Below are 25,039 nucleotides of genomic sequence, written 5' to 3'. Positions count from 1 at the left end.
CATCAGGTGACCGGAATCATCACCACATCGCGCCACGCCTGGCGTTGGTTAAGCTGCTGGTACCAACGCTGCAGGTGCGGGCGCGGCTGCCAGCTTTCAACAATCGTCATCAGGTTATAAACGAACGGCGCCACGGCGATGTCGCCGAGGCCAAAGGCCTCTCCGGATAGCCAGGCGGAGGTCGCCAGCTCATCATCAAGCATCGCGAAAAGCGCCTCACAGGCGGCAATACCGGCGGCGATAGCCGCCGGGTCGCGCTTATCCGCCGGCGTTCTGACCAGCCCCATTAACACCGGACGATGGGCGGGAGAAAGCGAACCGTTTGCCCAGTCCATCCATTTGTCGCTCTGGGCGCGCTTGCGCGGCGAAGTGACCCATAAACGGTCCTGTCCATACTCGGCGGCCAGATAGCGAATAATGGCATTCGATTCCCAAAGGACGAGATCATTGGCATCATCTTTCAGCAGCGGCACCAGGCCATTCGGGTTCATCGCCAGATACTCCGGGTCATGATTTAAGCCAAACTCCAGCCCTGCCATAATATGCTGATATGGAAGGCCCAGCTCCGCCAGCACCCAGCGTACTTTCTTCACATTCGTCGAGTTATTTCTGCCCCATAGCGTAATCATATCGGTTCCTGCCTGTTATTGAGCCGTCGTTGCAGCATGGTGAGCAATCATGTTGGAATAAAGATAATATTTAGGCAATCATGATCAAAAAAATTGCTCTGTTTTCAGCAGGGAGCGAGGTTATTGCGTAAACTTTAAAAACTTTACCAACTCGCTGTTTCTTTAAGGTCATTTGTACGCTTTACTCACCGGCTGCTGCTGCGCCGATAGAGTGTTGCGGCATATTTTGTTTGGAAAGGATACTTGGGTGGCTCTTATGACGCATGACGCTTTTTCTCTTCGCGGCCTCGTGGCAGGCTGCGCGCTTCTCGTTCTTGTCGCACCTGCGGTGCAGGCTGCGGAACAACTCCCCGATGCCCCATCGATCGATGCCCGAGCCTGGATCCTGATGGATTACGCCAGCGGTAAAGTGCTGAGCGAGGGCAACGCCGATGAAAAACTCGACCCGGCAAGTCTGACCAAGATCATGACCAGCTATGTCGTCGGACAGGCGCTGAAGGCGGGCAAGATTAAGTCCACCGATATGGTCACCGTCGGTCGCGATGCCTGGGCTACCGGTAACCCGGCGCTGCGCGGGTCATCGGTGATGTTCCTTAAGCCGGGGATGCAGGTTTCAGTCGAAGACCTGAATAAAGGCGTGATTATCCAGTCCGGCAACGATGCCAGCATCGCGATCGCCGACTACGTGGCGGGGAGCCAGGATGCATTCGTCAGCCTGATGAACGGCTATGCGCAGAAAATGGGGCTGACCAATACCACCTTTATGACCGTGCACGGCCTGGATGCGCCGGGCCAGTTTAGTACCGCGCGCGACATGGCGCTGCTGACCAAAGCGATGATTCATGACGTGCCTGAAGAGTACGCCATTCATAAAGAGAAAGAGTTTACCTTCAATAAGATTCGTCAGCCGAACCGCAACCGTCTGCTGTGGAGCTCAAACCTGAACGCGGATGGCGTCAAAACAGGGACCACCGCCGGCGCTGGCTACAACCTGGTCTCCTCGGCTACCCAGGGAGACATGCGTCTGATTGCCGTGGTGCTCGGCACCAAGACCGACCGTATTCGTTTTAATGAATCCGAAAAGCTGCTGACCTGGGGCTTCCGTTTCTACGAGACCGTGACGCCGATTAAACCGGATGCCACCTTTATCACCCAGCGCGTCTGGTTTGGCGACAGCAACGAAGCCAAACTCGGGGCGGGCGAAGCCGGTTCGATCACCCTGCCGCGCGGGCAGCTGAAAAACCTGAAAGCCAGCTATACCCTGACGGATACGCAGCTGACGGCGCCGCTTAGCAAAGGGCAGGTGGTCGGGACCATCGACTTTAAGCTCAATGATAAAACCATCGAGCAGCGCCCGCTGATCGTCATGGAAGCGGTCAATGAAGGCGGTTTCTTTAGCCGGATGATGGACTTCGTGCTGATGAAACTGCACGGCTGGTTCGGTAGCTGGTTCTCATAACCGACAGGCCGCGCCCTGCGGGGTGCGGTCAGTAGAGTAGTGAAATCTGCTTTTCTTTCGCCAGCGCGAGCAGATCCTCATCCGGACAGACATCGCTGGCAATCACATCAAAACGCGATAAATCGCCCATCCGCGCCGGTCTGACTTTGCCAAATTTACTGTGATCGACAACCAGTACGTGATAGCGCGCGCTGCTCATCGCCCAGTGTTTAACCGGCAGCTCTTCGAGGTTATAGCAGGTGGCGCCCTGCGCGCAGTCGATTCCGGCCGCGGAATAAAAGGCGATGTCCGGGCACAGATGGCTGAGCGTATCCTGCAGGCTGAGTGGTTTAAAAATGGCATTGCTGGCATGGAACTCGCCGCCGCAGAGAATGGCCCGACACTGGGGTTTTTCCTGCAGCGCCAGAAAGGTGTTCAGCGAATAGCAGACGCCGGTAAAGGGCAGGGCGTTATCGATCGCGTCAATGATCCAGGGCGTGGTGGTCCCACAGTCGAAAAAGGCCATTTGATGGGCTTCAAGCAGCGCGGCAGCGTGACGGGCGGCACGGCGTTTTTCCTCCACCAGGCGGGTTTTCTGGTCGCTGAGCAGGTAATGGGTTGCGCTGCGCGGTTCGAGAACGATATAACCGCCTAACAACACCACCGGGCCATTATGGCCGTTCAGGTCGCGACGAATGGTCATTTCTGATACGCCAAGCAGCGCGGCGGCCTCTTTTAAATGAAGCTTATCGCTGCGCTTGAGCGCCTGAATGAGCTGGCTGATACGTTCATCACGACGTGTTTCCATATTCCCTCTACGCTGAAATCGCCCTGCATCGGCAGGGCGTCAGTGGGCAATTTTACCTGCCGAAAGAGGGTTAGTCACGCACCCAGCCTTTACGAATCGGCAGGGAGAAGCAAACCCGGTACAGCTGCTGCAGGTATTGATACAGCGGTTGACCGCCGGCCTGCCACAGTAATCCGGCGGCCAGGCAACCGCACATCCCGGTCAGCAGGCCGCCCAGCATATCCAGCGGCCAGTGAACGCCAAGATAGACCCGGGACCAGGCGATCGCCACGGCAGTCGCCAGCAGCGCGATCCCGGACCACAGGCGATGCCAGAACAAGAAGGCCAGCGCAAAGGTAAAGCTGATGGTGCCGTGATTGCTGGGGAAGGAGTTATTCGGCGCGTGATGCAGGAACTGATAGCCGACGCCTGCGGCAAACGGACGCTCATGCGGGAAGAGCAGGCCAAAAATCCATGACAGACTCAGGCTAATCGCCAGCGCCAGGAGCACTTTAAACACCAGCTGCCGCTGGTTTGGCCCCCAGAGCCACAGCGCCGCGGTCAACAGAGGCACAATCAGAATCACCTCTTTGGCAACGAATGTCGCCAGGGCGATGACCCACGAGGGCGAGGCGGGGGTGGCGTTGATTAAGGCAAACAGCGCGTCGTTGATATTTTCCAGCATAGATTCAGGCTCTTGGTATCCGATAGCAATCAGCCGCCCACCTTAAAAAACGGTGGCGATAAGGTAAAGCAGTATTGTCTTAATTATCAGCTTGTTAAGAAGCCGTGGGCGCGGCATATGGTGGTGAATATGCCGCAGAGGATGAGTATATCGCCTGTAACCTAATTGAAATATAAACGAAATATAGACAGGTTTAATTAAAATGGCGGCAATATCCGCCGGCTGAAGGCGCATTGCGCTATTTTTAATTGTCACTCACAATTCACTATCTCCTCCGCAAGACTTTCATTAAACTTTGCGCGATTTTTGTTTAACGAAGAGATTGCATGCAGAATTATTCGCTTTCAGGCAAACGCCTCGGACGGCAGGCGCTTCTATTCCCGCTCTGCCTGGTGTTATACGAATTTTCCACTTATATCGGCAACGATATGATCCAGCCGGGAATGCTCTCGGTGGTGGAAGAGTTTCAGGTCGGTAATGAATGGGTTCCGACCTCGATGACCGCCTATCTCGCCGGCGGTATGTTTTTGCAGTGGCTGCTGGGGCCGCTGTCGGATCGTATCGGCCGTCGCCCGGTGATGCTCACCGGGGTGGTGTGGTTTATCGTCACCTGTCTGGCCACGCTGCTGGCGCAGACCATTGAGCAGTTCACGCTGCTGCGCTTTTTGCAGGGCATTAGTCTGTGCTTCATCGGCGCGGTGGGATATGCCGCCATTCAGGAGTCGTTTGAGGAGGCGATGTGTATCAAAATCACCGCCCTGATGGCGAACGTTGCGCTGATTGCCCCGCTGCTCGGTCCGCTGGTGGGAGCGGCCTGGGTCCACATCCTGCCGTGGGAAATGATGTTCGTGCTGTTTGCCGTGCTGGCCGCTATTGCCTTTGTGGGCCTGCAGCGCGCGATGCCGGAAACCGCGACGCGGATGGGCGAGAAGCTGTCGATGAAAGAGCTGGGTCGCGATTATGGCCTGGTGCTGAAGAATCTGCGCTTCGTCGCCGGCGCGCTGGCGACCGGGTTTGTCAGTCTGCCGCTGCTGGCGTGGATTGCCCAGTCGCCGGTGATTATCATCAGCGGCGAAAAGGCCACCAGCTATGAGTATGGCCTGCTGCAGGTGCCGATTTTCGGCGCGCTGATTGCCGGTAACCTGGTGCTGGCGCGACTGACCTCGCGGCGGACGGTACGCTCGCTGATTATTCTCGGCGGCTGGCCGATTATGTTCGGGCTGCTGCTCTCTGCGGTGGCGACGGTGGTATCGACCCATGCTTATTTGTGGATGACCGCCGGGCTGAGCGTTTACGCCTTCGGGATTGGTCTGGCGAACGCCGGGTTAGTCCGCCTGACGCTGTTTGCCAGTGACATGAGCAAAGGTACGGTTTCGGCCGCGATGGGGATGCTGCAGATGCTGATATTTACCGTCGGCATCGAGGTCAGTAAGCATGCGTATGAGCTGGGTGGTAGCGGGGTATTCAGCCTGTTTAACTTGCTCAGCGGCGTAGTGTGGCTGGCGATGATTGTCTATTTTCTCAAAGACAAGAGCGTCGGCAGTTCCAACGACCCGCAGGCATAGCGGCGAAGCGTTCCGGGTGGGGCACGACTGCCGCACCCGGACGAAGGTCAGGCGAACGGCGCTTCGCGATTCAGCACTTTGTCGATGATGTGCAGCACACCTTCCTCATTGTTATGCGGCGCATCATAGTCGGCGACGGCTTTCACCGGAGCTGCCGCGTTGGCCATCGCAAAGCCAAATCCGGCATGTTGCAGCATTTCAATATCATTTCCGCTGTCGCCAAAGGCGACGACTTCATGATTCTCAATGCCCCAGCGCTGTTGCAAAATACGCAAACCGTTGGCTTTGTGCACACCGGGAATAATCAGATCGATACTGCCGTAGCCGGTTGCCACGGCGGTCACCATATCGCCCAACGCCGCGTGTAGCTGCGGCTGGATTTGCGGAATCAGTTGGTCAGGTACGTTGAGGCCGAATTTCAGTATCACGTCATCGATATGGTTGAAATCGTCCACCAGCTGCAGGCGATGGTAATATTTCGCGGCGACCGTCTTTAACTCATCGTTATAGCTATTGAGGGTATACGCGCTGCGTTTACCGCAGGCGATAATTTCAATATTGGTCAGCGTCTGCAGATAGTCGATGACGGTGTGGAAATGATTTTTCGGCAGCTGACAGTTAAAAACGTCATCGCCGGCGCTGACCACCCAGCCGCCGTTTTCGGCGACAAAGGCTATCTCGTGGGCGATGTCCGGGAAAAACGAAATCAGCTGGTAATACTGGTTGCCGCTGGCGACGACGAAGCGAATATTCTGTTCGCGCATGCGCTGATACTGGTTCAGGAAGCGCGGGCGATTGTAGGTTTTGGCATCGCTTAAGAAGGTGCCATCCATGTCTACCGCAATCAGTTTGACGCTCATTAACTGTTCTCCATGACAGGTTCATGTTGTGGTTTAGCCACCGCTCTGGCGACCAACGCCGCTACCATAACCAGACCCAGCACCACCATCATGGCGCTGCGCAGGCCGAAGTGTTCGCCAAGGAAGCCCAGCAGCGGCGGCCCGACCAGGAAGGCAAGATAGCCGGTTATCGCTACCACGCTGACGCGCTTCGGCGCATCGGGACCGGTGTCGCTGGCGGCGGAAATGGTCAGCGGGAAACCGAGCGATGCGCCAAGACCCCACAGCAGTACCGAGACGCCGGCCACCCACGGGTTGTCGACGAAGATAATCAGGCCGATACCCAGCGCGCCCATCACGGCGCTGGCACGGACTACCGTGACCCGGCTGTAGCGATCGATAAACCAGCCGCCGGTAAAGCGACCTATTGTCATCCCGAGGGTGAAGCCGGCGTAAATCAAGGAGCCGGAGGTGGGGCTAAAGCCGTGGCCGTCCACCATCAGCAGCGGCAGCCAGTCGTTGGCAGATCCTTCAGCAAAGGCCATCGCCAGCACCACGACGCCAATCAGCAACAGCTGAACATCACGCCATACCGGCAGACCTTTTTCCTCATGATGCGCGTTTTCTGCCGCATTTCGTCCGGTTCCATCCGGGATGGCGCGAATCGCAATAGCAATCGGGGCTATCGCCACCAGCGCAGCCAGCAGAATATGCGGTGCGGCGGGCAGACCAAAACCGGTCACCGCCATCCCCACGCCGGCGCCGAACAGCGTGCCGAAGCTGTAAAATCCATGCATCATCGGCAGGACGGTTTTATTCATTTCGCGCTCGACGGCGGCGCCTTCAACGTTAATCGCCACCTCCGCCGAACCGAAGCTGGCGCCGAAAATGGCCAGCCCGATGGCAAACAGGACCGCCGAGGTGAGCCACAGCGCCACGCTGAGTACCATCATGCCGACCACGGCGCAAGACATGGTGGTGCGAATCACCTTGCGGGTGCCAAAACGTTTGACCAGCCACGCCGAGCAGAGAATCCCGCTCATCGAACCAATCGACAGGCCAAATAAAACGATGCCCATTTCCGCCGTTGACAGCGTCAGCAGGTCACGGATCGCCGGAGTACGGGTAGCCCATGAGGCCATCAGCAATCCAGGGATAAAAAAGAACATGAAAAGGGCCCAGAGTCGGAGCTGTAAGGCCCGGCGGGAGGTTTGCGCTGTCATCCGTAAACGCCTGTGAATGAGAAGATGGAGACAACAGTAGCAAGACTGTGTACATTTGTACATATTCTTCAGAATGCGTATTCGGACAAGAACCGGGCGCCAGGGAGCGTGATATTGCTGCCGATTGCCTGCGCATGACAGCGACTAAGAGGAAAGATATGGCCCGTCGACCGAACGATCCGCAGCGCCGGGAGCGCATTTTACAGGCCACGCTGGATACCATTGCCACCCACGGGATTCACGCGGTAACCCATCGTAAAATTGCCAGCTGTGCGGAAGTCCCGTTAGGCTCGCTGACCTACTATTTCAGCGGCATTGACGCGCTGATAGAAGAGGCGTTTCGCATTTTTACCCGCGATATGTCCGCGCAGTACCAGCAGTTTTTTACCTCGGTCAGCAGCCGTGAAGAGGCCTGCGATGCGATTGCCGAGCTGATCTTTAGCGCCCAGGTGACGACCGCGCGAAATATGGAGTTGATGTATCAGCTGTATGCGTTTTGCAGCAGCCAGCCGGCGCTGAAGGCGGTGATGCAGCACTGGATGCGGCGCAGTCAGCAAACGCTGGAACAGTGGTTTGAGCCGGCTACGGCTCGCGGACTGGATGCGTTTATCGAGGGAATGACCCTGCATTTTGTCACCGATAGCGCGCCGCTCTCAAAGCAGGCTATCCGCCTGATGGTCGGACGCCTGGCCGGAGAGGGGCAATAGCCAGATAAAGCGCTGTACGCCGAGGTATTGCGAGATCCGAGGGCTATCCGCCGGTAGTGGCACCGGCCGTCATATTCACCATCGTTGCCGTCATGGCGTCGGCACGATCGGATGCCAGAAAGGTGATGACATCCGCCACCTGCGCCAGCGTCGGCAAACGTTTGAGCATGGTGCTGTGTGCCGCACCGCCAACCCACTGTTCGACCGTCAATCCCATCGCCTGCGCTTTTGCCGCAAAGACTTCCGCGGTGTAAGAGCCGGCCTCAACCGCGTCGGTAATGGCGTGCGAGCGCACGCCGAGGACGCGGATATTCTTCGGCCCCAGTTCGCTGGCGAGCGCTTTGATAAAGGCTTCGCTACCCGCACAACCGACGATATGGCCCAGGTGGCCCGGCATGGCCATTGTTGCCGCCGGAGCCACGACGGTGATAATGGCGCCCGGGCGAGCGCCGCCCATATGGGGGATAACGGCTTTCGCCAGGTTGAACTGGGCCGCCAGGAACGGGGTGATGCCCTGCATAAACTCGGCGAGGGAGAGCGTCGTGATCTCCTTGCCTTGATTATGGACGAAGCCGGTAGCATTGATGACGATATCGAGCCCGCCGCTGTGCTGCGTCAGCTGCGCTATCCGCTCGCCGGTCGATCGCTCATCGAGGACATCAACGACAAAGGTCTCGGCCCTGCCGCCCGCGGCACGAATGTCATCCGCCACCCGATCCAGCTTCTTCCGATCGCGCGCGCCGAGGTAGACTCGCGCCCCCTCGCGCGCCATAGCATGCGCCACGGCGGAGCCTATCGCACCGCTACCGCCGAAGATGACGGCAACTTTATCTTTCACCAGCATCGCCTTTACCTCTCACCGGACTGAGCTGGTCAAAGTATGAGCAATAACCGGAAGGATGCCAATGCGACGGAGCATACAGTTACCGCCGGGGTCTGCGAGCGTCTCTCTCCTCCAGCTCCTGATAGATGGCGTAGATACCTGTCGCCGCGAAGTTGCCCTGGACGCAATGAATCGCTTTTTGTTGTTCAAGCAAAATAAAGTGCCTGACTTTATTGGTGTAGTGAATCATTAACATGAATCCCAACAGCAGCCATAGCAGCATAAATTCAATAATAAAAATGGATGAGTAAGTGAAGATTTTATCTTTTTCGAAGTTTTTAATTGATTCTTCAAAATACTCCTTGCCTTCGGCTGTTGTCAGCAAGCGGCAAAGATCGTCACGATATTCGCGATCCAGGACGCTGGCGGTGTTTTTCGTCGGGGCTTTATTGGCCTGACAGTCGTTGGCTGTGACGGTCCAGCGAGGGGGCGTCAGCAGCGTAGCCTCCGTGGCTGCGGTTCTGGAGATGTAAAAGCGATCGCCTGACTTTTTCCAAATCAACAGTGCCGTGTCTGGCGGGGCGGTAAAGGTTTGCACAAGCGGTGGGACAAAATACCACAAAGACCATGCGAAAAGAGCTGAGAACAAGAGGGTGATTAATTTCTCGGGCCAGCCTGTCGAGGGCAATTTTTTCAATGGGATGGAGATGGCAAAGAAGTTCAAAATGAAGGGGGGCACCCCCGCATTCTTTAATACGCTGCCGTGGCCTTTTTTATATTTGAAAATCCCATTGACGGCTTTTCGCAATGGCTGGAACAGAAAAGCGAGAACGGTCAGGGCCGCGACAGTTGTGCTCAGCGGCGCGCCGGAGAACTCAGAAATAACATCAGGTTGGAAAGCGGGCATCAACATCTCCTGTGGTGAACATTCCTTATGGGTATGATTTGACTGGCGGGGCAAGCGGGAGGCGTCGCGAGCGGATCGCTCTGTTCTTTGCTGATGACGTGTGCAACTCGGCGCTTCACCCGGCGTATCAGTGTACATCACCCGCGGGGTCAGGGGAGGGCAACGCATCCATGAGGTCTGGGACAACAGAAATGGTGGGGTGAGGAGCAGGTCCAGGGAAGATGCCTGGCTGAGGTGGCGGCGGCGGTCGCCGGGCTATCGCCAATGGTACCGCCTGGCGGTTGTAACCGAATAATTTTAAACATCATAAAATTCAGGCAACAAAAAACCCATCAACCTTGAACCAAAATGGCGGGGTTGATGGGCTCCACAAAATGGGGACATCAAAGAAAAGCAGTGGCACTACTTATGACTGATGCCCAAGAGAAAAGTTCTGCCTCTATCCATTTTTTTCTTAAATATTTACTGTAGCCCTGGCCAGATGATGACAATCAGCGTCCCCGCCAGGGTCAGCAGCACGTTGGCAATCGCATAGGTGCCCGCGTAGCCCAGCGCCGGAATGTTGCTGCGCGCGGTGTCGCTGATAATTTCCATCGCCGGGGCGCAGGTGCGCGCCCCCATCATGGCGCCAAACAACATCGCGCGGTTCATACGCAGCACATAGGCGCCAAACAAGAAGCAAATCACCACCGGCACCAGGCTGACGATCAGACCCGCCGCCAGCATCTGGCCGCCGATGGCGCCCAGGCCGTGGCCAATCCCGGCGCCGGCGCTCAGACCGACCCCGGCCATAAAGACCATCAGGCCGAACTCTTTCACCATATTGAGCGCGCCCTGCGGAATATAGCCGAAGGTCGGGTGGTTGGCGCGCAGGAAACCGAGCATAATCCCGGCAAACAGCAGCCCCGCCGCGTTACCGATACCAAAGCTGAAAGAGCTGAACTGGAAGGTGATCATGCCGATCATCAGCCCGACGATAAAGAAGGCGCAGAAGGCAAGCAGGTCGGTCACCTGGCTGTGAATGGAGATAAAGCCGATACGGTCGGCAACGGTTTTGACGCGTCGCGCATCGCCGCTGACCTGTAACACGTCGCCTTTGTTGAGCACCACGTTATCGTCGATCGGCATTTCAATCTGGCTGCGGATGACGCGGTTTAAGAAGCAGCCGTGATCGGTCAGCTTCAGCTGGGCCAGACGGCGGCCTACGGCGTTGTGGTTTTTCACCACGATCTCTTCGGTGACGATGCGCATATCCAGCAGATCGCGGTCGAAGACCTCTTTGCCGTTACGGAAGCTGGGATCAAGGCGGGCATGGGCGTCCGGATAACCCACCAGCGCGATATCATCGCCCATCTGCAGGACGGCATCGCCATCCGGGTTCGCCAGAATACCGTTACGGCGAATACGCTCAATGTAGCAGCCGGTTTGCCGATAAATCCCCAGCTCGCGCAGATTTTTACCGTCAGCCCAGGCGACCAGCTCCGGGCCGACGCGATAGGCACGGATCACCGGCAGGTAGACTTTACGTTTGGAGTCGGTATCGAGTCCGCGTTCACGCGCAATCTGCTGGGCGCTGGTTTGCAGATCCTGATGCTGCAGCTTCGGCATATAGCGCGCGCCGACGATCAGACTGACGAGACCAATCAGATAGGTCAGGGCGTAGCCCAGACTCAGGTGGTCGAGGGAGAGCGCCAGCCGATCGCTGGGCAGGCCAAAGTGCCGTAGCGTGTCCCCCGCACCGACCAGCACCGGCGTTGACGTCATCGCGCCTGCGAGCATCCCGGCGGTCAGGCCGATGTCCCAGCCGAACAGTTTTCCCAGCCCCATCGCCAGCAGCATCGCGCTGCCGACCATCACCAGGGCGAGCATCAGATAGTTTTTTCCGTCGCGGAAAAAAATAGAAAAAAAGTTGGGACCCGCTTCCACGCCAACGCAAAAAATAAACAGCATAAAGCCCAGATTTAGCGCATCAGTGTTAATACTGAAATGCTGCTGACCTAATAATAATGAAACCACTAAAACGCCAATAGAATTACCAAGTTGTACTGACCCGAGACGAAGTTTCCCGAGACAAAGCCCCAGGGCAAGTACAACGAATAATAACAGGATGTAATTCCCGTTTAACAAATCTGCGACGTTTATATTCACGAAAGCCAACTTCTCATTTACTAGTAAGTTGTTGAAGGAAATGGTTATTTGGTCTAAGGTTGGTCCAGTGTTCGCGTTGTCCCGAACCCTGTTCTGGCATCCCGTTATAACCAGTAAAAACAGAGCCGGTAGTTTAATCCTTCCTGGATGCTGCGGCTAGTCACAATCGTTTTTACGCCGATGGGGAGCTAAATTGGCATGGATTGCCGGAATGCTTTATCTGACTGGACGAATTGAAGTGGGTTAGAAGCAGAATCAGGAGGATATTGTGAAATCTGAGCGTGCCTGGGTGGGTATTACCTGTGGGTTCTTTCTGTTTATCGTAGTGTGTTTATTGCTGTTACTGCATATGAAAGGCGTCTTTCGGGCTACCGGTAATCCTGAGGTTGGACTGCTCTATTTTTTGCTGCCCGGTGCGGCCGCCAGCTGCCTCTCTCCGGGGCGACGCGTCATCCAGCCGCTGGTGGGGGCAATTCTGGCTACCCCTGTCTGTCTGCTGATCATGCGGATTTTTTTTGCGGCTCAGCGTACCTTCTGGCAACAGCTGGCGTGGCTGTTTAGCGCGGTGTTCTGGTGCGCGCTGGGCGCGCTGTGCTTTCTGTTTATCTGCGCCTGGCTGGATACCAGACGCAATCATTCGTCAGAGAAATGAGTCGGCTCAGGCAAACAGACCGAGATTCTCTTTCGCCCAGGCTTCAAAATCAGTGCAGCCGCCGATATGTTTTTGATCGACAAAAATCTGCGGAACGGTCTCAACCGGTTTGCCTACGGTCTTTTCCAGGTCGCTCTTGCTGATGCCTTCGGCGTGAATATCAACGTAGCGGTAGTTGAAGTCATCGCGTTCATTGGTCAGTTTCTCTGCCAGCTCTTTGGCGCGAACACAATACGGGCAACCAGGACGACCAAAAATAACGGTAAACATACTTTCTCTCCTTAAATCTCAGCCGGATGGCGAATGACCGCTATGATGACGCGTTATGCCGGCGAGGAAAAGAAGGTTCTGCCTTTTTCTTCGATGGTTTAAGGCTATGTTTGATAAATGTCTTCGTGGTTAAATCATTATACTGTGTCTGCCGCGCGCGATTAGCCAGGAGAGCGCGCGAATAATATTGACTGGAGGAGAGCTGAGCTATGCGATCGCCTGCCGTTTTGCCGAAAAGCGTTCTGGTGGTAGAGATCATCGGGATTGCGCTGTTGACCCTCGCCTGGCTCTCGCTCAATCAGTACCTGCAGCTGCCGGCGCCGTTTTCCAGCCCGACGGCGGCGATGCTGATGATCTTTTCTGGGATCCTGCTGATGCTCCCGGCCGCGATAGCATTAATGTGGCGAATGGCCAGGATCGTCGCGCCGCAGCTGACTCACACTCCAAAACCAACTTCTTCATCAGACAGAGAAAAACAAGATGACGCCGACCATTGATCTGCTGCGTAGCCACCGCTCCATCCGCCACTTCACCGATGCGCCGATCGGCGACGAACAGCGCGAAGCTATTATCGCCAGCGCGCAGGGGGCCTCGAGCTCGAGCTTTTTACAATGCAGCTCTATTATTCGCGTCACCGATCCTCAGCTTCGTCAGCAGCTGGTCACGATGAGCGGCGGCCAGCAGCACGTGGCGCGCGCGGCGGAATTCTGGGTATTTTGCGCCGACTTTAACCGTCTGCTGCAAATCTGTCCGGATGCCCGGCTCGGGCTGGCCGAACAGCTGCTGCTGGGGGCGGTGGATACCGCAATGATGGCGCAAAATGCGCTGGTTGCCGCCGAATCCCTGGGCCTCGGCGGCGTCTATATCGGTGGGATCCGCAATAGCATTGAAGAGGTGACCGAACTGCTGAAACTGCCACAGCACGTCCTGCCGCTGTTTGGTCTGTGTCTGGGATGGCCTGCCGATAACCCTGAGGTGAAGCCGCGTATGCCCGCCGCTATGCTGGTGCATGAAAATGCGTACCAGCCGGTGGATGAGGCAGTGCTGGCGCAATATGATGAGCAGATGGCGCAATACTACCTGTCGCGCGGCAGCAACACCCGCCGTGATACCTGGAGCGACCATATTCGCCGCACTATCATTAAAGAAAGTCGCCCGTTTATTCTCGAATATCTGCATAAGCAGGGGTGGGCAACGCGCTGATTGCGTGTACACTGCTGCCTGCTTTCCGCCCCGCCATTTGGTGCACCGGGCGGTCGTGGCGCAATTAACATATTGCAGGCCCGCCGGAGCGGGCCTTGTTGCAGAGGTGCAGGGTGAAAATTGCTATATTATCCCGGGATGGAACGCTTTATTCATGTCGTCGCCTGCGCGAAGCCGCGCAAAAACGCGGCCACCAGGTGGAAATCCTCGATCCGCTTTCCTGCTATATGAACGTGAGTCCGGTGGCCTCATCGATTCACTATAAAGGACGTCAGCTCCCGCATTTCGATGCCGTTATCCCGCGCATTGGTTCGGCGATTACCTATTACGGAACCGCCGCCCTTCGTCAGTTTGAACTGCTCGGCAGCTATCCGCTCAATGAATCGGTGGCGATAACCCGCGCCCGCGACAAGCTGCGCTCGCTGCAGCTGCTGGCGCGGCAGGGGATCGATCTGCCGCTGACCGGGATCGCGCACTCTCCGGATGATACCAGCGACCTGATTGCCATGGTCGGCGGCGCGCCGCTGGTGGTCAAACTGGTGGAAGGGACGCAGGGCATCGGGGTGGTGCTGGCGGAGACCCGCCAGGCGGCAGAGAGCGTGATCGACGCTTTCCGCGGCCTGAATGCGCATATTCTGGTTCAGGAGTATATCGCCGAGGCGAAAGGGCGGGATGTCCGCTGCCTGGTCGTGGGTAATGAAGTGGTGGCGGCGATCGAGCGGCGGGCGAAAGAGGGCGATTTCCGCTCTAACCTGCACCGCGGCGGTGTGGCGACGGTCGCCACGATCAGCGATCAGGAACGTGAGATGGCCATCAGGGCGGCGCAAACCCTGGGGCTGGATGTCGCCGGGGTGGATATCCTTCGCGCGACCCGTGGGCCGCTGGTCATGGAAGTGAACGCCTCTCCGGGTCTGGAGGGCATTGAAACGACCACCGGAATTGATATTGCCGGGCGCATGATCGCCTGGATTGAGCGTCAGGCCACGCCAGAATTTTGTCTGAAAATGGGCGGATAACCGACGCGGGCGACACTTTCATGGTATGCGCTGCGTTTTTTGCGTAAGCTATGGCGTCGTTTTTCTACAGTAAGAGGTCACAGGTCATATGGATTCACTGGTCGTTCCGGGTCTGGATACGCTACGTCACTGGCTCGATGAGTTAGGCATCAACTTCTTTGAGTGTGATTCCTGCCAGGCCTTGCATCTGCCGCATATGCAGAATTTCGACGGCATTTTTGATGCGAAGCTCGATCTGGTGGATAACGTCGTGCTCTTTTCTGCTCTGGCGGAAGTGAAGCCTTCGGCGCTGCTCGGGCTTTCCGCAGATCTTTCGGCAATTAACGCCAGTTCGTTGACCGTCAAAGCCTTCCTCGATATTCAGGATGACAATCTGCCTAAACTGGTGGTGTGTCAGGCGCTATCCGTTGGCGTCGGCATTACCGTCGAACAGTTTGGCTGGTTCTTCCGTCAGAGCGAAGAGCAGATCTCTATGGTTATCCTCGAAGCAGCCGCCAACCAGGTGCTCTATAAAGCCGAAGAAGAAGAGTACGTCGCTGAAGATATTCAGCACCATTTTCTTCACTAAACCTGTCGATGAATAGCGCAGCCACTGCCATAGCGGCTGCGTATTACGTGCTTTTATTCTGCATTTAACCTTCCCTTAAAGAATTTTTCACCGCCATTCAGCCGCTTTTGGCTTATCACGTAGACCGTTACTGCATAAAAAATTGATAAAAGGCGTTATTTTACCTGGGCTATAGCCTCTTATTCTGGCTACAGTTATTCTGACGATGCTTCCAGTTGCGGGCAACCATTCCGGGAGAGGTCCTCTCTCCTTTTCTTAGGCAATGAGAAAATATGCATGATTATTGCATGCAGACAAGTGCGTATATTAAGCCCGCTTGTTAACGGGCATTGAGAAGGAAAAAGAGATATGACCGCCTTTGGTAAAAAATGGTTAACAGGTCTGGTTACGGGTGCGTTGATGGCCGTCTCTGCCGGTTCACTCGCCGCTGAACAAAAAACCCTGCATGTTTATAACTGGTCTGATTATATTGCGCCGGATACGGTGGCAAATTTTGAAAAAGAGACCGGCATTAAAGTGGTGTACGACGTTTTTGATTCCAACGAAGTGCTGGAAGGCAAATTAATGGCGGGCAGCACCGGCTTTGACCTGGTGGTCCCGTCCGCCAGCTTCCTTGAACGTCAGCTGGCGGCGGGTGTCTTCCAGCCGCTGGACAAGAGCAAGCTGCCAAACTGGAAGAATCTTGACCCGGAAGTCCTCAAGCTGGTCGCCAAACACGACCCGGATAACAAGTACGCGATGCCGTATCTGTGGGCGACCACCGGCATTGGCTATAACGTCGATAAAGTGAAAGCCGTACTCGGTAAAGATGCGCCGCTGAATAGCTGGGATCTGGTGCTTAAGCCGGAGAACCTTGAAAAACTGAAAAGCTGCGGCGTCTCCTTCCTCGATGCACCGGAAGAGATTTTTGCCACCGTCCTGAACTATCTGGGCAAAGATCCGAACAGCACAAAAGCCGATGATTACACCGGTCCGGCGACCGACCTGCTGCTGAAACTGCGGCCGAATATCCGCTACTTCCACTCCTCGCAATATATTAACGACCTTGCTAACGGCGATATCTGCGTCGCCATCGGCTGGGCTGGCGACGTCTGGCAGGCGGCGAACCGGGCAAAAGAAGCCAAGAACGGTGTGAACGTCTCCTACTTCATTCCAAAAGAGGGGGCGCTGGCGTTCTTTGATGTCTTCGCGATGCCGGCGGATGCGAAAAACAAAGATGAGGCTTATCAGTTCCTTAACTATCTGATGCGCCCGGAAGTGATCGCCAAAATCAGCGATCAGGTGTACTACGCTAACGGCAACAAAGCCTCCACGCCGCTGGTGAGCGAAACCATCCGTAATAACCCGGCTATCTACCCGCCGGCCGATGTGTTCGCCAAACTGTTCACCCTGAAGGTGCAGGATCCGAAAATCGACCGCGTACGCACGCGTGCGTGGACGAAAGTCAAAAGCGGGAAATAAAACCTGATGGCCCGGTTCACCGGGCCTGAAAAGGTCTGACCCGGCCGGGTGGATGCTCCACGCGGCCGGGCAACAAACGGATTAAAGTGCAGCGAAAACATGCACCAGGATGGTGCACCTGCACTGTAAAGTTCAATGTATGGCAACCGGGCCATACGGTGGTAGTTTTTTGCCGGAGAGCACCTGAGTGAACGACGCAATTCCCCGCCCACAAGCGAAAACCCCCAAAGCGCTGACCCCGCTGCTGGAAATCCGTAATCTGACGAAGTCTTTCGACGGGCAGCACGCCGTCGATGACGTCAACCTCACGATTTATAAAGGTGAAATCTTCGCACTGCTGGGCGCATCCGGCTGCGGCAAATCGACGCTGCTGCGTATGCTGGCCGGCTTTGAGGAGCCGACGGCCGGGCAAATTATGCTCGATGGCGTTGACCTGTCGCGCGTACCGCCCTATCAGCGGCCGATCAATATGATGTTCCAGTCCTACGCGCTGTTCCCCCATATGACGGTGGAGCAGAACATTGCCTTTGGGCTGAAGCAGGACAAGCTGCCGAAAGCCGAAATCGCCAGCCGGGTGCAGGAGATGCTGGCGCTGGTGCATATGCAGGAGTTCGCCAAACGTAAACCGCATCAGCTTTCCGGCGGTCAGCGTCAGCGCGTGGCGCTGGCCCGTAGCCTGGCGAAACGACCAAAACTGCTGCTGTTGGATGAGCCGATGGGCGCGCTGGATAAAAAGCTCCGTGACCGCATGCAGCTGGAAGTGGTGGATATCCTCGAACGCGTGGGGGCCACCTGCGTCATGGTGACCCACGATCAGGAAGAGGCGATGACCATGGCGGGACGTATCGCCATTATGAACCGCGGGAAGTTCGTGCAAATCGGCGAGCCGGAGGAGATCTACGAGCATCCGACAACCCGCTACAGTGCGGAATTTATCGGCTCGGTCAACGTGTTTGAAGGGGTGGTAAAAGATCGTCTGGAAGATGGTCTGGTGCTGAGCTCGCCGGGGCTGACGCACCCGCTGAAAGTCGATCCTGATGCGTCCGTTATCGATAATGTGCCGGTGTGGGTCGCTCTGCGCCCGGAAAAAATCATGCTCTGCGATGAGCCGCCGGCGGATGGCTACAACTTTGCGGTAGGAGAGGTGATCTATATCGCCTATCTCGGCGATCTGTCTATCTACCACGTACGCCTCAAAAGCGGGCAGATGATCAGCGCCCAGCTGCAGAACGAACATCGTCATCGTAAAGGTACGCCAACCTGGGGTGATGAAGTGCGTTTGTGCTGGGATGCCGACAGCTGCGTTGTTCTGACGGTGTAAGGAGAGGGCGATGAGTGTATTACAACCACCGGCCGGGGTGAAGAAAACGGGCGGTTTTGCCCAATGGCTCACGCGGTTGCAGATGGCGCATGGGCGCAAGCTGGTGATTGCGCTGCCCTATCTGTGGCTAATCCTGCTGTTTCTGCTGCCGTTCCTGATCGTCTTTAAAATCAGCCTGGCGGAGATGGCGAGGGCGATCCCGCCCTACACCGATCTGTGGGAGTGGGCGGACGGCCAGCTCACGCTGACGCTGAACCTCGGCAACTTCCTGCAGCTGACCGACGATCCGCTCTATTTCGAAGCCTATCTGCAGTCGCTGCAGGTGGCGGGGATTTCGACGTTCTGCTGCCTGCTGCTGGGCTATCCGCTGGCATGGGCGGTGGCGCACAGCAAACCGTCCACGCGAAATATTCTGCTGCTGCTGGTGATCCTGCCATCGTGGACCTCATTCCTGATCCGCGTTTATGCGTGGATGGGGCTGCTGAAAAGCAACGGCGTGTTGAATAACTTCCTGCTGTGGCTGGGGGTCATCGACCAGCCGCTGGAGATCCTGCATACCAACCTGGCGGTCTATATCGGCATTGTTTACGCCTATCTGCCGTTTATGGTGCTGCCCATTTATACCGCGCTGACGCGGATCGACTACTCGCTGGTGGAAGCGTCGCTGGATCTGGGCGCCCGGCCGCTGAAAACCTTCTTCCAGGTGATCGTCCCGTTGACCAAAGGCGGGATTATCGCCGGTTCGATGCTGGTTTTTATCCCGGCGGTTGGGGAGTTCGTGATCCCGGAACTGCTGGGCGGTCCGGACAGTATTATGATCGGGCGGGTCCTGTGGCAGGAGTTCTTTAATAACCGCGACTGGCCGGTCGCCTCGGCGGTGGCCATCGTGATGCTGCTCCTGCTGATCGTGCCGATTATGTGGTTCCACAAACATCAGCAAAAACAGATGGGGGATCATGGATGAACGATTTGCCGGTAGTCCGTTCGCCGTGGCGAATTTTAATCCTCGTACTCGGCTTTACCTTTTTATATGCACCGATGCTAATGCTGGTGATTTACTCATTCAACAGCTCGAAGCTGGTGACGGTGTGGGCGGGGTGGTCGACGCGCTGGTACAGCGAATTGTTCCATGATGATGCGATGATGAGCGCCGTCGGGCTGAGTCTGACCATCGCGACCTGTGCGGCGACGGCGGCGGCGATTCTGGGGACGATTGCCGCGGTCGTGATGGTGCGCTTTGGTCGCTTTCGGGGATCAAACGGCTTTGCCTTTATGATTACGGCGCCGCTGGTGATGCCGGATGTCATTACCGGGCTGTCGCTGCTGCTGCTGTTTGTGGCGCTCGGGCATGCCATCGGCTGGCCGTCGGATCGCGGCATGTTGACCATCTGGCTGGCGCACGTGACCTTCTGTACTGCCTACGTGGCGGTGGTGATCTCGTCGCGGCTGCGTGAACTGGACCACTCGATTGAGGAGGCGGCGATGGATTTAGGCGCGCCGCCGCTGAAGGTCTTTTTCATCATTACGCTGCCGATGATCATGCCGGCGGTTATCTCCGGCTGGCTGCTGGCGTTTACCTTATCGCTGGACGATCTGGTCATCGCCAGCTTTGTTTCCGGCCCGGGCGCCACCACCTTGCCGATGCTGGTCTTCTCCAGCGTGCGTATGGGGGTGAACCCGGAAATCAACGCCCTGGCAACCTTAATCCTCGGCGTAGTCGGCATTGTTGGTTTTATCGCCTGGTATTTGATGGCGCGCGCAGAAAAGCAGCGGGTGCGCGATATCCAGCGTGCAAGACGGAGCTGAAGCCCCTAAAATCTACGGTAAAACTGGTATCGGCGTCGCGATAGTGCGACGCCGTTTTCATGGAAGACGTTTCCGTTGGGACTGTTTACAAAAACTCGTTCATCTCATGCGCGTCTTAACGTCCCTGCACTGGTGCAGGTGGCGGCGTTCGCCATTATTTTGATTCGTGCCGTGGATCTGCTGATGATCCTGAATCAGCTGGGTATCGGTGGGATAGAGGCGTTTATTCAGCGTAGCGTGCAGACATGGACCTTGACGCTGGTGTTTCTCTCCAGCCTGTTGCTGGTCTTTATTGAGATCTGGTGCGCATTTTCACTGGTAAAAGGGCGCAATCTGGCGCGCTGGATCTTTCTCCTGACGCAAATTACCGTCACCGCTTATCTCTGGGCGGCCTCGCTGGGGTACGGCTACCCGGAGCTGTTCAGTATTGCCGGCGAGTCAAAACGTGAAATTCTGCGTTCTCTGGTGATGCAAAAACTGCCCGATTTGCTGGTGCTGGCGCTGCTGTTTGTTCCGGCGTCGTGTCGACGGTTTTTCCGACTGCAATAACGGTGATACAATCCCCGCCCCTGATTTCTGGAAGGTCTTTTTATGCACTGCGCACTCTATGACGCGGGCCGCTGTCGCTCCTGTCAGTGGCTGGAACGGCCGTTAACACAACAGCTCGCCAGTAAAATGGCCGATCTCAGAACGCTGTTGGCGGACAGCCCGGTGGCGACATGGTTTGAGCCGGTTTCCGGCCCGGAAGCCGGTTTTCGCAACAAAGCTAAAATGGTGGTCAGCGGCAGCGTTGAACGTCCGCTGCTGGGGATGCTGCACCGCGATGGCAGCCCGGAAGACCTGACCGACTGTCCGCTCTATCCGGCCAGTTTTGCAGCGGTATTTGCCGTGCTGAAACCGTTTATCGCCCGCGCCGGATTAACGCCCTATAACGTTGCCCGCAGGCGCGGCGAGCTGAAGTATCTGCTGTTAACGGAAAGCCAGCTGGATGGCGGCATGATGCTGCGTTTTGTGCTGCGTTCCCCGACGAAACTTGCGCAGCTCCGCGCCGCGCTGCCGTGGCTGCAGGCGCAGCTGCCGCAGTTGAAGGTGATTACCGCCAATATTCAGCCGGTGCATATGGCCATTATGGAAGGCGAAGAGGAGATTCTCCTCAGCGAGCAGGCGGCGCTGGCGGAAAACTTTAACGGCGTACCGCTGTGGATCCGCCCGCAGAGCTTCTTTCAAACGAATCCTGCCGTTGCCGGCCAGCTGTATGCGACCGCCCGCGATTGGGTACGCCAGCTGCCGGTCAATCATATGTGGGACCTGTTCTGCGGAGTGGGGGGCTTTGGCCTGCACTGCGCCACGCCGGAAATGCGCCTGACCGGGATTGAGATTGCGCCGGAGGCGATCGCCAGCGCGAAGCAGTCTGCCGCCGAACTGGGCCTGACCAACCTTCATTTTCAGGCGCTGGACTCGACGCAGTTTGCCACCGCTGAGGGCGAGATTCCTGACCTGGTGCTGGTCAACCCGCCGCGCCGCGGGATCGGCCGCGAGCTGTGCGACTATTTATGCCGTATGGCGCCGCCCTTTATTATCTACTCCAGCTGTAACGCGCAGACGATGGCGAAAGATATCGCGCGGCTGCCGGGCTATCGGGTTGAGCGGGTGCAGCTGTTTGATATGTTCCCCCACACCGCCCACTACGAAGTGCTGACGCTGCTGGTTCGCGAAGTTTAAACAAAATGTGAACTCTTCTGCCGGCGTAAATCGGGTAAGCTTGGCTAATAACGGCGTGAAATGAGCGGAGCACTACCCATGGCAAAGAAAATCCTGTTGGTCGAAGATGACGACGATATTGCCGCGTTGCTGCGTTTAAATCTGCAGGATGAGGGATATCAGATTGTGCATGAAGCGGACGGCGCCCAGGCGCTGGTGCAGCTGGAAAAGGGCGGCTGGGATGCGGCGATTCTTGACCTGATGCTGCCCAACGTCGATGGGCTGGAGATTTGCCGGCGCATTCGCCAGATGACCCGCTATCTGCCGGTGATTATTATCAGCGCCCGTTCCAGCGAGACGCACCGAGTGCTGGGACTGGAGATGGGGGCGGACGACTACCTGGCCAAACCGTTTTCGGTTATTGAACTGGTTGCGCGAGTCAAAGCGCTGTTTCGTCGCCAGGAGGCGATGGGGCTTAATTTGCTGATGGATTCCGGGCGTATCGATTGCCACGGCCTGAGCATCGACCCGCTTTCGCGCGAAATCAGACTGCACGGTGAGCCGGTGGATTTAACGCCGCGCGAATTTGATCTGCTGTACTACTTTGCCCGCCATCCCGGCGAGGTCTTTTCTCGTCTGGCTCTGCTTGACCGCGTCTGGGGCTACCAGCATGAAGGCTATGAGCATACGGTCAATACGCATATCAACCGTCTGCGCAGTAAAATCGAACGCGACCCGGCGGAGCCGGAAATCATTCTGACGGTCTGGGGCAAGGGCTATAAATTCGCGCCTGCGCGTCAAGGAGCGGGGCAATGATGCGCCGGTTAAGCCTGAGCCAGCGCCTGGCGCTGGTGTTTACTTCGCTGCTGCTGCTTTGCGCGGCGGCGGTCTGTGCGGTTCAGCTGTACAGCAGCGCGCAATACGGTAATGCGATGGTCCAACGTCTTTCGGTCGGGCTGGCGCAGCAGATTGTTGCCCGTGAACCGCTGCTCGATGCGCAGGGCCAGGTCAATCGCGAGGCGCTGAAACCGCTTTTCGATCGGCTGATGGTCTTCAACCCCAGCGTCGAACTCTATCTGGTCTCTCCTGACGGCGAGCTGCTGGCCGATGCTGCGCCGCCGGGCCATATCAAACGCCAGCGCGTTGACATCGTGCCGATACAGACGTTTCTCTCCGGCGGCACCTGGCCGGTGTACGGTGACGATCCGCGTAGCCAGGATCAGCGCAAGGTCTTCAGCGTGGCGCCGTTGAATGTCGACGGCCAGCTGCGCGGCTATCTCTATATTATCCTGCAAGGGGAAACCTTTAATGAGCTGGCGGCCAGCGCCTGGCAGAAGACGCTGGGTAGTCTGCTGATCTGGACGCTGCTGCTGGTGGCCCTGTTTGGTCTGCTCGCCGGCGGCCTTGCCTGGTATTGGGTGACGCGCCCGGTACGTCAGCTGACCGCACAGGTGGGGATCCCCGGAGAAGACAGCATCGGGGCGATTAAACTGCTGGCGGCGCAAGCGCCGGAGCCGCATCCCGGTAATGAAGTGGCGATCCTGCATAACCGGTTTATCGACCTGGCCCGGCAGATCGCCGGACAGTGGGATCGACTGGCCGACAGCGATCGTCAGCGGCGTGAATTTATCGCCAATATTTCTCACGATCTGCGGACTCCGCTGACTTCGCTGCTGGGTTATCTGGAGACGCTGACGTTGAAAGCCGATCGGCTGAGCGTGGAAGAGAGCAAGCGCTACCTCAATATTGCGCTGCGCCAGGGGAATAAAGTCCGCTCTCTTTCTCAGCAGCTGTTTGAGCTGGCGCGCCTCGAACATGGTGGGATCAAGCTGCAGCCGGAGAAATTTGTGCTGGCGGAGCTGGTCCAGGACGTGGCGCAGAAGTTCGATCTGGCGATTGCCACCCGCCACATCCGATTACAGCTCTCGCTGGCCGGGGGATTGCCGCCGGTGGTGGCGGATTTATCGATGATGGAGCGGGTGTTGACCAATTTACTGGATAACGCGATTCGCCACACGCCGGATGGCGGCAGTATCAGCCTGACGGCCCGTCAGCAGGGGGCGGAGATGGTGGTTGAGGTAGCCGATAGCGGTCCCGGAGTTGCCGGCGAGCTGCGGGCGACATTGTTTGAACGGCCTTCAGTGCTTGAACCCGGTCAGAGCCCGGAATCACGGGGCGGGTTGGGGCTGATGATTGTGCGGCGAATGCTGCAGCTGCACGGCGGTGATATTCACCTGGTCGATGTGCCGGCAGGGGCCAGCTTCCGCTTTACCCTGCCGTTGCGTTCGTAGCGATAGCTCCCCGGTCAGGCTGTGCTGGCCGGGAAGCCGCCCGGGCAAGGTATTTCCGCACCGCGGGTCAGCAGAAAATTATTCCGGGAACCACTGGTTGCTGATTTTCTGATACGTGCCGTCCGCTTTAATCGCCTTCAGCGCACCATTGAGTTTTTCCAGCAGCGCCTTGTTGTCCGGACGTACTGCGATACCGAGGCCGGTGCCGAAGTATTGCGGATCGGTCACTTTTGGAGTGGCGACGCCCAGCTGCGGGTTGGTTTTCAGCCACTCATTCACCACGGCGGTATCGCCAAACACCCCGTCAATACGGCCGTTTTTCAGGTCGATAATCGCATTCTGATAGCTGTCATAGGCGACAGTTTTCACTTCCGGATGTTTATCCTGCAGGTATTTCTGGTGGGTGGTGCCGTTTTCCATGCCAATACGTTTGCCTTTCAGATCGGCAAAGGAGTGGAAGGCGTCTTTTTTAGCAATAACCAGCGCCGAGTTGGCGTAGTACGGATCGGTAAATGCGACCTGCTTGCTGCGCTCCGGGGTAATGTCCATACCGGAGATCACCGCGTCATATTTTTTAAATTTCAGCGCCGGGATCAGGCTATCGAAAGCGTGGTTGGTAAAGGTACAGTCAGCCTGCATCTGTTTGCACAGCGCTTTTGCCAGATCCAGATCGAAACCGACGATCTGATTGTTCGCATCCATGGATTCAAAAGGGGGGTAGGTTGCAGAAACGCCGAAGCTGATTTTTTCTGCGGCAGCGGCGCCAAAGGCGAAAGAGGAAAGCAGTGCAGCCAGAACTAACTTTTTCATCGTGGAACTCCCGTCGGTCAATCTTATGATGTTGTGCCGTGTCTGCGGCTGATTTTCACAATGCCACTAAATGAATTTGTATTCAATAATTACGTATAATTATTTTTTGTGGAAATAAAAAAGACGGGCATTCTATAGACATGCCCGTCTTTATGTTTGCTACTTATGCATTCATCTCATGCAACTCAC

Annotated in this window: 26 protein-coding genes; 16 read left to right on the top strand and 10 right to left on the bottom strand. The window is 56.7% G+C overall.

The genetic code is table 11. From position 1 onward, the window contains the following. Window positions 1-2 precede the first annotated feature (2 nt). Window positions 3-629 carry a glutathione S-transferase family protein gene (locus tag Q1L34_RS18105; protein ID WP_004859898.1) on the bottom strand — a complete coding sequence of 209 codons (627 nt, stop codon included), beginning with the start codon at window positions 627-629 and terminating at the stop codon, window positions 3-5. Between the two features lie 256 nt (window positions 630-885). Here Q1L34_RS18105 and dacC point away from each other — a divergent pair, with 256 nt between their 5' ends. Then, the gene (gene dacC, locus Q1L34_RS18100) at window positions 886-2,088 is read left to right on the top strand and encodes a serine-type D-Ala-D-Ala carboxypeptidase (protein ID WP_015584824.1); all 1,203 of its coding nucleotides are present in this window, start codon (window positions 886-888) and stop codon (window positions 2,086-2,088) included. 28 nt (window positions 2,089-2,116) lie between these two features. Here the strand turns inward: dacC and deoR are convergent, their stop codons facing one another. Both deoR and ybjG read right to left on the bottom strand, forming a co-directional pair. After that, on the bottom strand, window positions 2,117-2,875 hold the full coding sequence (deoR, locus tag Q1L34_RS18095) for a DNA-binding transcriptional repressor DeoR (RefSeq protein WP_004859902.1): 759 nt from the start codon (window positions 2,873-2,875) through the stop codon (window positions 2,117-2,119). 70 nt (window positions 2,876-2,945) lie between these two features. Continuing rightward, window positions 2,946-3,539 (bottom strand): undecaprenyl-diphosphate phosphatase, encoded by a 594-nt coding sequence (gene ybjG / locus Q1L34_RS18090; RefSeq protein ID WP_015584823.1) that lies wholly within the window; start codon window positions 3,537-3,539, stop codon window positions 2,946-2,948. Window positions 3,540-3,865: 326 nt separating this feature from the next. Here ybjG and Q1L34_RS18085 point away from each other — a divergent pair, with 326 nt between their 5' ends. Next, window positions 3,866-5,104, top strand: a complete 1,239-nt coding sequence (locus Q1L34_RS18085) for an MFS transporter (RefSeq protein WP_004859906.1) — start codon at window positions 3,866-3,868, stop codon at window positions 5,102-5,104. A 47-nt stretch (window positions 5,105-5,151) separates the two neighbouring features. On the opposite strand, the gene Q1L34_RS18080 is transcribed toward Q1L34_RS18085, so the two are convergent. Beyond that, window positions 5,152-5,964, bottom strand: coding sequence for a Cof-type HAD-IIB family hydrolase (locus Q1L34_RS18080; RefSeq protein ID WP_327204227.1), 813 nt, complete (start codon window positions 5,962-5,964; stop codon window positions 5,152-5,154). Continuing rightward, entirely contained in the window at window positions 5,964-7,166 is a 1,203-nt protein-coding gene (locus tag Q1L34_RS18075) for an MFS transporter (protein WP_048025043.1), read from the bottom strand. Before Q1L34_RS18075 ends, Q1L34_RS18080 begins: the two co-directional genes overlap by 1 nt. Window positions 7,167-7,324: 158 nt before the next feature. On the opposite strand from Q1L34_RS18075, the gene Q1L34_RS18070 reads away from it, so the two are divergent. After that, complete coding sequence (locus Q1L34_RS18070) at window positions 7,325-7,873, top strand: TetR/AcrR family transcriptional regulator (protein ID WP_004859910.1); 549 nt, start codon at window positions 7,325-7,327, stop codon at window positions 7,871-7,873. 43 nt (window positions 7,874-7,916) lie between these two features. On the opposite strand, the gene Q1L34_RS18065 is transcribed toward Q1L34_RS18070, so the two are convergent. From Q1L34_RS18065 to Q1L34_RS18055, 3 genes are all read right to left on the bottom strand, one after another. Next, window positions 7,917-8,717, bottom strand: a complete 801-nt coding sequence (locus Q1L34_RS18065) for an SDR family NAD(P)-dependent oxidoreductase (protein WP_064357222.1) — start codon at window positions 8,715-8,717, stop codon at window positions 7,917-7,919. A 79-nt stretch (window positions 8,718-8,796) separates the two neighbouring features. Then, window positions 8,797-9,603, bottom strand: coding sequence for a DUF6216 family protein (locus Q1L34_RS18060; protein WP_327204226.1), 807 nt, complete (start codon window positions 9,601-9,603; stop codon window positions 8,797-8,799). A 462-nt stretch (window positions 9,604-10,065) separates the two neighbouring features. After that, on the bottom strand, window positions 10,066-11,751 hold the full coding sequence (locus tag Q1L34_RS18055) for an aspartate:alanine antiporter (protein WP_004859941.1): 1,686 nt from the start codon (window positions 11,749-11,751) through the stop codon (window positions 10,066-10,068). Window positions 11,752-12,019: 268 nt separating this feature from the next. On the opposite strand from Q1L34_RS18055, the gene Q1L34_RS18050 reads away from it, so the two are divergent. Beyond that, complete coding sequence (locus tag Q1L34_RS18050) at window positions 12,020-12,403, top strand: inner membrane protein YbjM (RefSeq protein WP_004859943.1); 384 nt, start codon at window positions 12,020-12,022, stop codon at window positions 12,401-12,403. A 6-nt stretch (window positions 12,404-12,409) separates the two neighbouring features. Here the strand turns inward: Q1L34_RS18050 and Q1L34_RS18045 are convergent, their stop codons facing one another. After that, on the bottom strand, window positions 12,410-12,673 hold the full coding sequence (locus Q1L34_RS18045) for a GrxA family glutaredoxin (protein WP_004859945.1): 264 nt from the start codon (window positions 12,671-12,673) through the stop codon (window positions 12,410-12,412). 209 nt (window positions 12,674-12,882) lie between these two features. On the opposite strand from Q1L34_RS18045, the gene Q1L34_RS18040 reads away from it, so the two are divergent. The 12 genes from Q1L34_RS18040 (at window position 12,883) to Q1L34_RS17985 (ending at window position 24,040) form a co-directional block, all read left to right on the top strand. Next, the gene (locus Q1L34_RS18040; RefSeq protein WP_015584819.1) at window positions 12,883-13,170 is read left to right on the top strand and encodes a YbjC family protein; all 288 of its coding nucleotides are present in this window, start codon (window positions 12,883-12,885) and stop codon (window positions 13,168-13,170) included. Further along, entirely contained in the window at window positions 13,154-13,876 is a 723-nt protein-coding gene (gene nfsA, locus Q1L34_RS18035) for an oxygen-insensitive NADPH nitroreductase (protein WP_004859949.1), read from the top strand. Before Q1L34_RS18040 ends, nfsA begins: the two co-directional genes overlap by 17 nt. A gap of 113 nt (window positions 13,877-13,989) precedes the next feature. Next, window positions 13,990-14,892, top strand: a complete 903-nt coding sequence (gene rimK / locus Q1L34_RS18030) for a 30S ribosomal protein S6--L-glutamate ligase (RefSeq protein WP_004859950.1) — start codon at window positions 13,990-13,992, stop codon at window positions 14,890-14,892. A gap of 88 nt (window positions 14,893-14,980) precedes the next feature. Next, window positions 14,981-15,460, top strand: a complete 480-nt coding sequence (locus Q1L34_RS18025; RefSeq protein WP_004859952.1) for a type III secretion system chaperone family protein — start codon at window positions 14,981-14,983, stop codon at window positions 15,458-15,460. A 348-nt stretch (window positions 15,461-15,808) separates the two neighbouring features. Continuing rightward, window positions 15,809-16,921, top strand: coding sequence for a spermidine/putrescine ABC transporter substrate-binding protein PotF (gene potF, locus Q1L34_RS18020; protein ID WP_004859954.1), 1,113 nt, complete (start codon window positions 15,809-15,811; stop codon window positions 16,919-16,921). Between the two features lie 187 nt (window positions 16,922-17,108). Beyond that, entirely contained in the window at window positions 17,109-18,242 is a 1,134-nt protein-coding gene (potG, locus tag Q1L34_RS18015) for a putrescine ABC transporter ATP-binding subunit PotG (RefSeq protein ID WP_004859956.1), read from the top strand. A 10-nt stretch (window positions 18,243-18,252) separates the two neighbouring features. Then, window positions 18,253-19,206: a putrescine ABC transporter permease PotH gene (potH, locus tag Q1L34_RS18010; protein ID WP_004859957.1), complete on the top strand. Its 954-nt coding sequence runs from the start codon at window positions 18,253-18,255 to the stop codon at window positions 19,204-19,206. Next, window positions 19,203-20,048 carry a putrescine ABC transporter permease PotI gene (gene potI, locus Q1L34_RS18005; RefSeq protein WP_004859959.1) on the top strand — a complete coding sequence of 282 codons (846 nt, stop codon included), beginning with the start codon at window positions 19,203-19,205 and terminating at the stop codon, window positions 20,046-20,048. The genes potH and potI overlap by 4 nt, the downstream gene beginning before the upstream one ends. Before the next feature lie 75 nt (window positions 20,049-20,123). Continuing rightward, window positions 20,124-20,597, top strand: coding sequence for a YbjO family protein (locus tag Q1L34_RS18000; protein ID WP_004859962.1), 474 nt, complete (start codon window positions 20,124-20,126; stop codon window positions 20,595-20,597). A 42-nt stretch (window positions 20,598-20,639) separates the two neighbouring features. Continuing rightward, entirely contained in the window at window positions 20,640-21,770 is a 1,131-nt protein-coding gene (rlmC, locus tag Q1L34_RS17995) for a 23S rRNA (uracil(747)-C(5))-methyltransferase RlmC (RefSeq protein WP_004859963.1), read from the top strand. A gap of 78 nt (window positions 21,771-21,848) precedes the next feature. Further along, the gene (locus tag Q1L34_RS17990; protein ID WP_004859966.1) at window positions 21,849-22,565 is read left to right on the top strand and encodes a response regulator transcription factor; all 717 of its coding nucleotides are present in this window, start codon (window positions 21,849-21,851) and stop codon (window positions 22,563-22,565) included. Further along, window positions 22,562-24,040 carry a sensor histidine kinase gene (locus Q1L34_RS17985; RefSeq protein WP_048756116.1) on the top strand — a complete coding sequence of 493 codons (1,479 nt, stop codon included), beginning with the start codon at window positions 22,562-22,564 and terminating at the stop codon, window positions 24,038-24,040. The genes Q1L34_RS17990 and Q1L34_RS17985 overlap by 4 nt, the downstream gene beginning before the upstream one ends. 78 nt (window positions 24,041-24,118) lie before the next feature. Here the strand turns inward: Q1L34_RS17985 and artJ are convergent, their stop codons facing one another. Further along, a complete protein-coding gene (gene artJ, locus Q1L34_RS17980; protein ID WP_004859969.1) occupies window positions 24,119-24,850 on the bottom strand; it encodes an arginine ABC transporter substrate-binding protein ArtJ in 732 nt (243 codons plus the stop codon). Window positions 24,851-25,039: the final 189 nt, after the last annotated feature.

Source organism: Klebsiella ornithinolytica (assembly GCF_030505655.1).
Classification (GTDB): Bacteria; Pseudomonadota; Gammaproteobacteria; order Enterobacterales; family Enterobacteriaceae; genus Klebsiella; species Klebsiella ornithinolytica.
Note: the sequence above shows the minus strand (reverse complement) of the source record. Positions and strands in the feature narration are given on the sequence as shown.

What these genes read in the sequence shown, in the direction of transcription:
- Q1L34_RS18105 (WP_004859898.1), bottom strand. Translation starts at nt 629, where the DNA reads ATGATTACGCTATGGGGCAGAAATAACTCGACGAATGTGAAGAAAGTA.
- dacC (WP_015584824.1), top strand. Translation starts at nt 886, where the DNA reads ATGACGCATGACGCTTTTTCTCTTCGCGGCCTCGTGGCAGGCTGCGCG.
- deoR (WP_004859902.1), bottom strand. Translation starts at nt 2,875, where the DNA reads ATGGAAACACGTCGTGATGAACGTATCAGCCAGCTCATTCAGGCGCTC.
- ybjG (WP_015584823.1), bottom strand. Translation starts at nt 3,539, where the DNA reads ATGCTGGAAAATATCAACGACGCGCTGTTTGCCTTAATCAACGCCACC.
- Q1L34_RS18085 (WP_004859906.1), top strand. Translation starts at nt 3,866, where the DNA reads ATGCAGAATTATTCGCTTTCAGGCAAACGCCTCGGACGGCAGGCGCTT.
- Q1L34_RS18080 (WP_327204227.1), bottom strand. Translation starts at nt 5,964, where the DNA reads ATGAGCGTCAAACTGATTGCGGTAGACATGGATGGCACCTTCTTAAGC.
- Q1L34_RS18075 (WP_048025043.1), bottom strand. Translation starts at nt 7,166, where the DNA reads ATGACAGCGCAAACCTCCCGCCGGGCCTTACAGCTCCGACTCTGGGCC.
- Q1L34_RS18070 (WP_004859910.1), top strand. Translation starts at nt 7,325, where the DNA reads ATGGCCCGTCGACCGAACGATCCGCAGCGCCGGGAGCGCATTTTACAG.
- Q1L34_RS18065 (WP_064357222.1), bottom strand. Translation starts at nt 8,717, where the DNA reads ATGCTGGTGAAAGATAAAGTTGCCGTCATCTTCGGCGGTAGCGGTGCG.
- Q1L34_RS18060 (WP_327204226.1), bottom strand. Translation starts at nt 9,603, where the DNA reads ATGCCCGCTTTCCAACCTGATGTTATTTCTGAGTTCTCCGGCGCGCCG.
- Q1L34_RS18045 (WP_004859945.1), bottom strand. Translation starts at nt 12,673, where the DNA reads ATGTTTACCGTTATTTTTGGTCGTCCTGGTTGCCCGTATTGTGTTCGC.
- Q1L34_RS18040 (WP_015584819.1), top strand. Translation starts at nt 12,883, where the DNA reads ATGCGATCGCCTGCCGTTTTGCCGAAAAGCGTTCTGGTGGTAGAGATC.
- nfsA (WP_004859949.1), top strand. Translation starts at nt 13,154, where the DNA reads ATGACGCCGACCATTGATCTGCTGCGTAGCCACCGCTCCATCCGCCAC.
- Q1L34_RS18025 (WP_004859952.1), top strand. Translation starts at nt 14,981, where the DNA reads ATGGATTCACTGGTCGTTCCGGGTCTGGATACGCTACGTCACTGGCTC.
- potF (WP_004859954.1), top strand. Translation starts at nt 15,809, where the DNA reads ATGACCGCCTTTGGTAAAAAATGGTTAACAGGTCTGGTTACGGGTGCG.
- potH (WP_004859957.1), top strand. Translation starts at nt 18,253, where the DNA reads ATGAGTGTATTACAACCACCGGCCGGGGTGAAGAAAACGGGCGGTTTT.
- potI (WP_004859959.1), top strand. Translation starts at nt 19,203, where the DNA reads ATGAACGATTTGCCGGTAGTCCGTTCGCCGTGGCGAATTTTAATCCTC.
- rlmC (WP_004859963.1), top strand. Translation starts at nt 20,640, where the DNA reads ATGCACTGCGCACTCTATGACGCGGGCCGCTGTCGCTCCTGTCAGTGG.
- Q1L34_RS17990 (WP_004859966.1), top strand. Translation starts at nt 21,849, where the DNA reads ATGGCAAAGAAAATCCTGTTGGTCGAAGATGACGACGATATTGCCGCG.
- Q1L34_RS17985 (WP_048756116.1), top strand. Translation starts at nt 22,562, where the DNA reads ATGATGCGCCGGTTAAGCCTGAGCCAGCGCCTGGCGCTGGTGTTTACT.
- artJ (WP_004859969.1), bottom strand. Translation starts at nt 24,850, where the DNA reads ATGAAAAAGTTAGTTCTGGCTGCACTGCTTTCCTCTTTCGCCTTTGGC.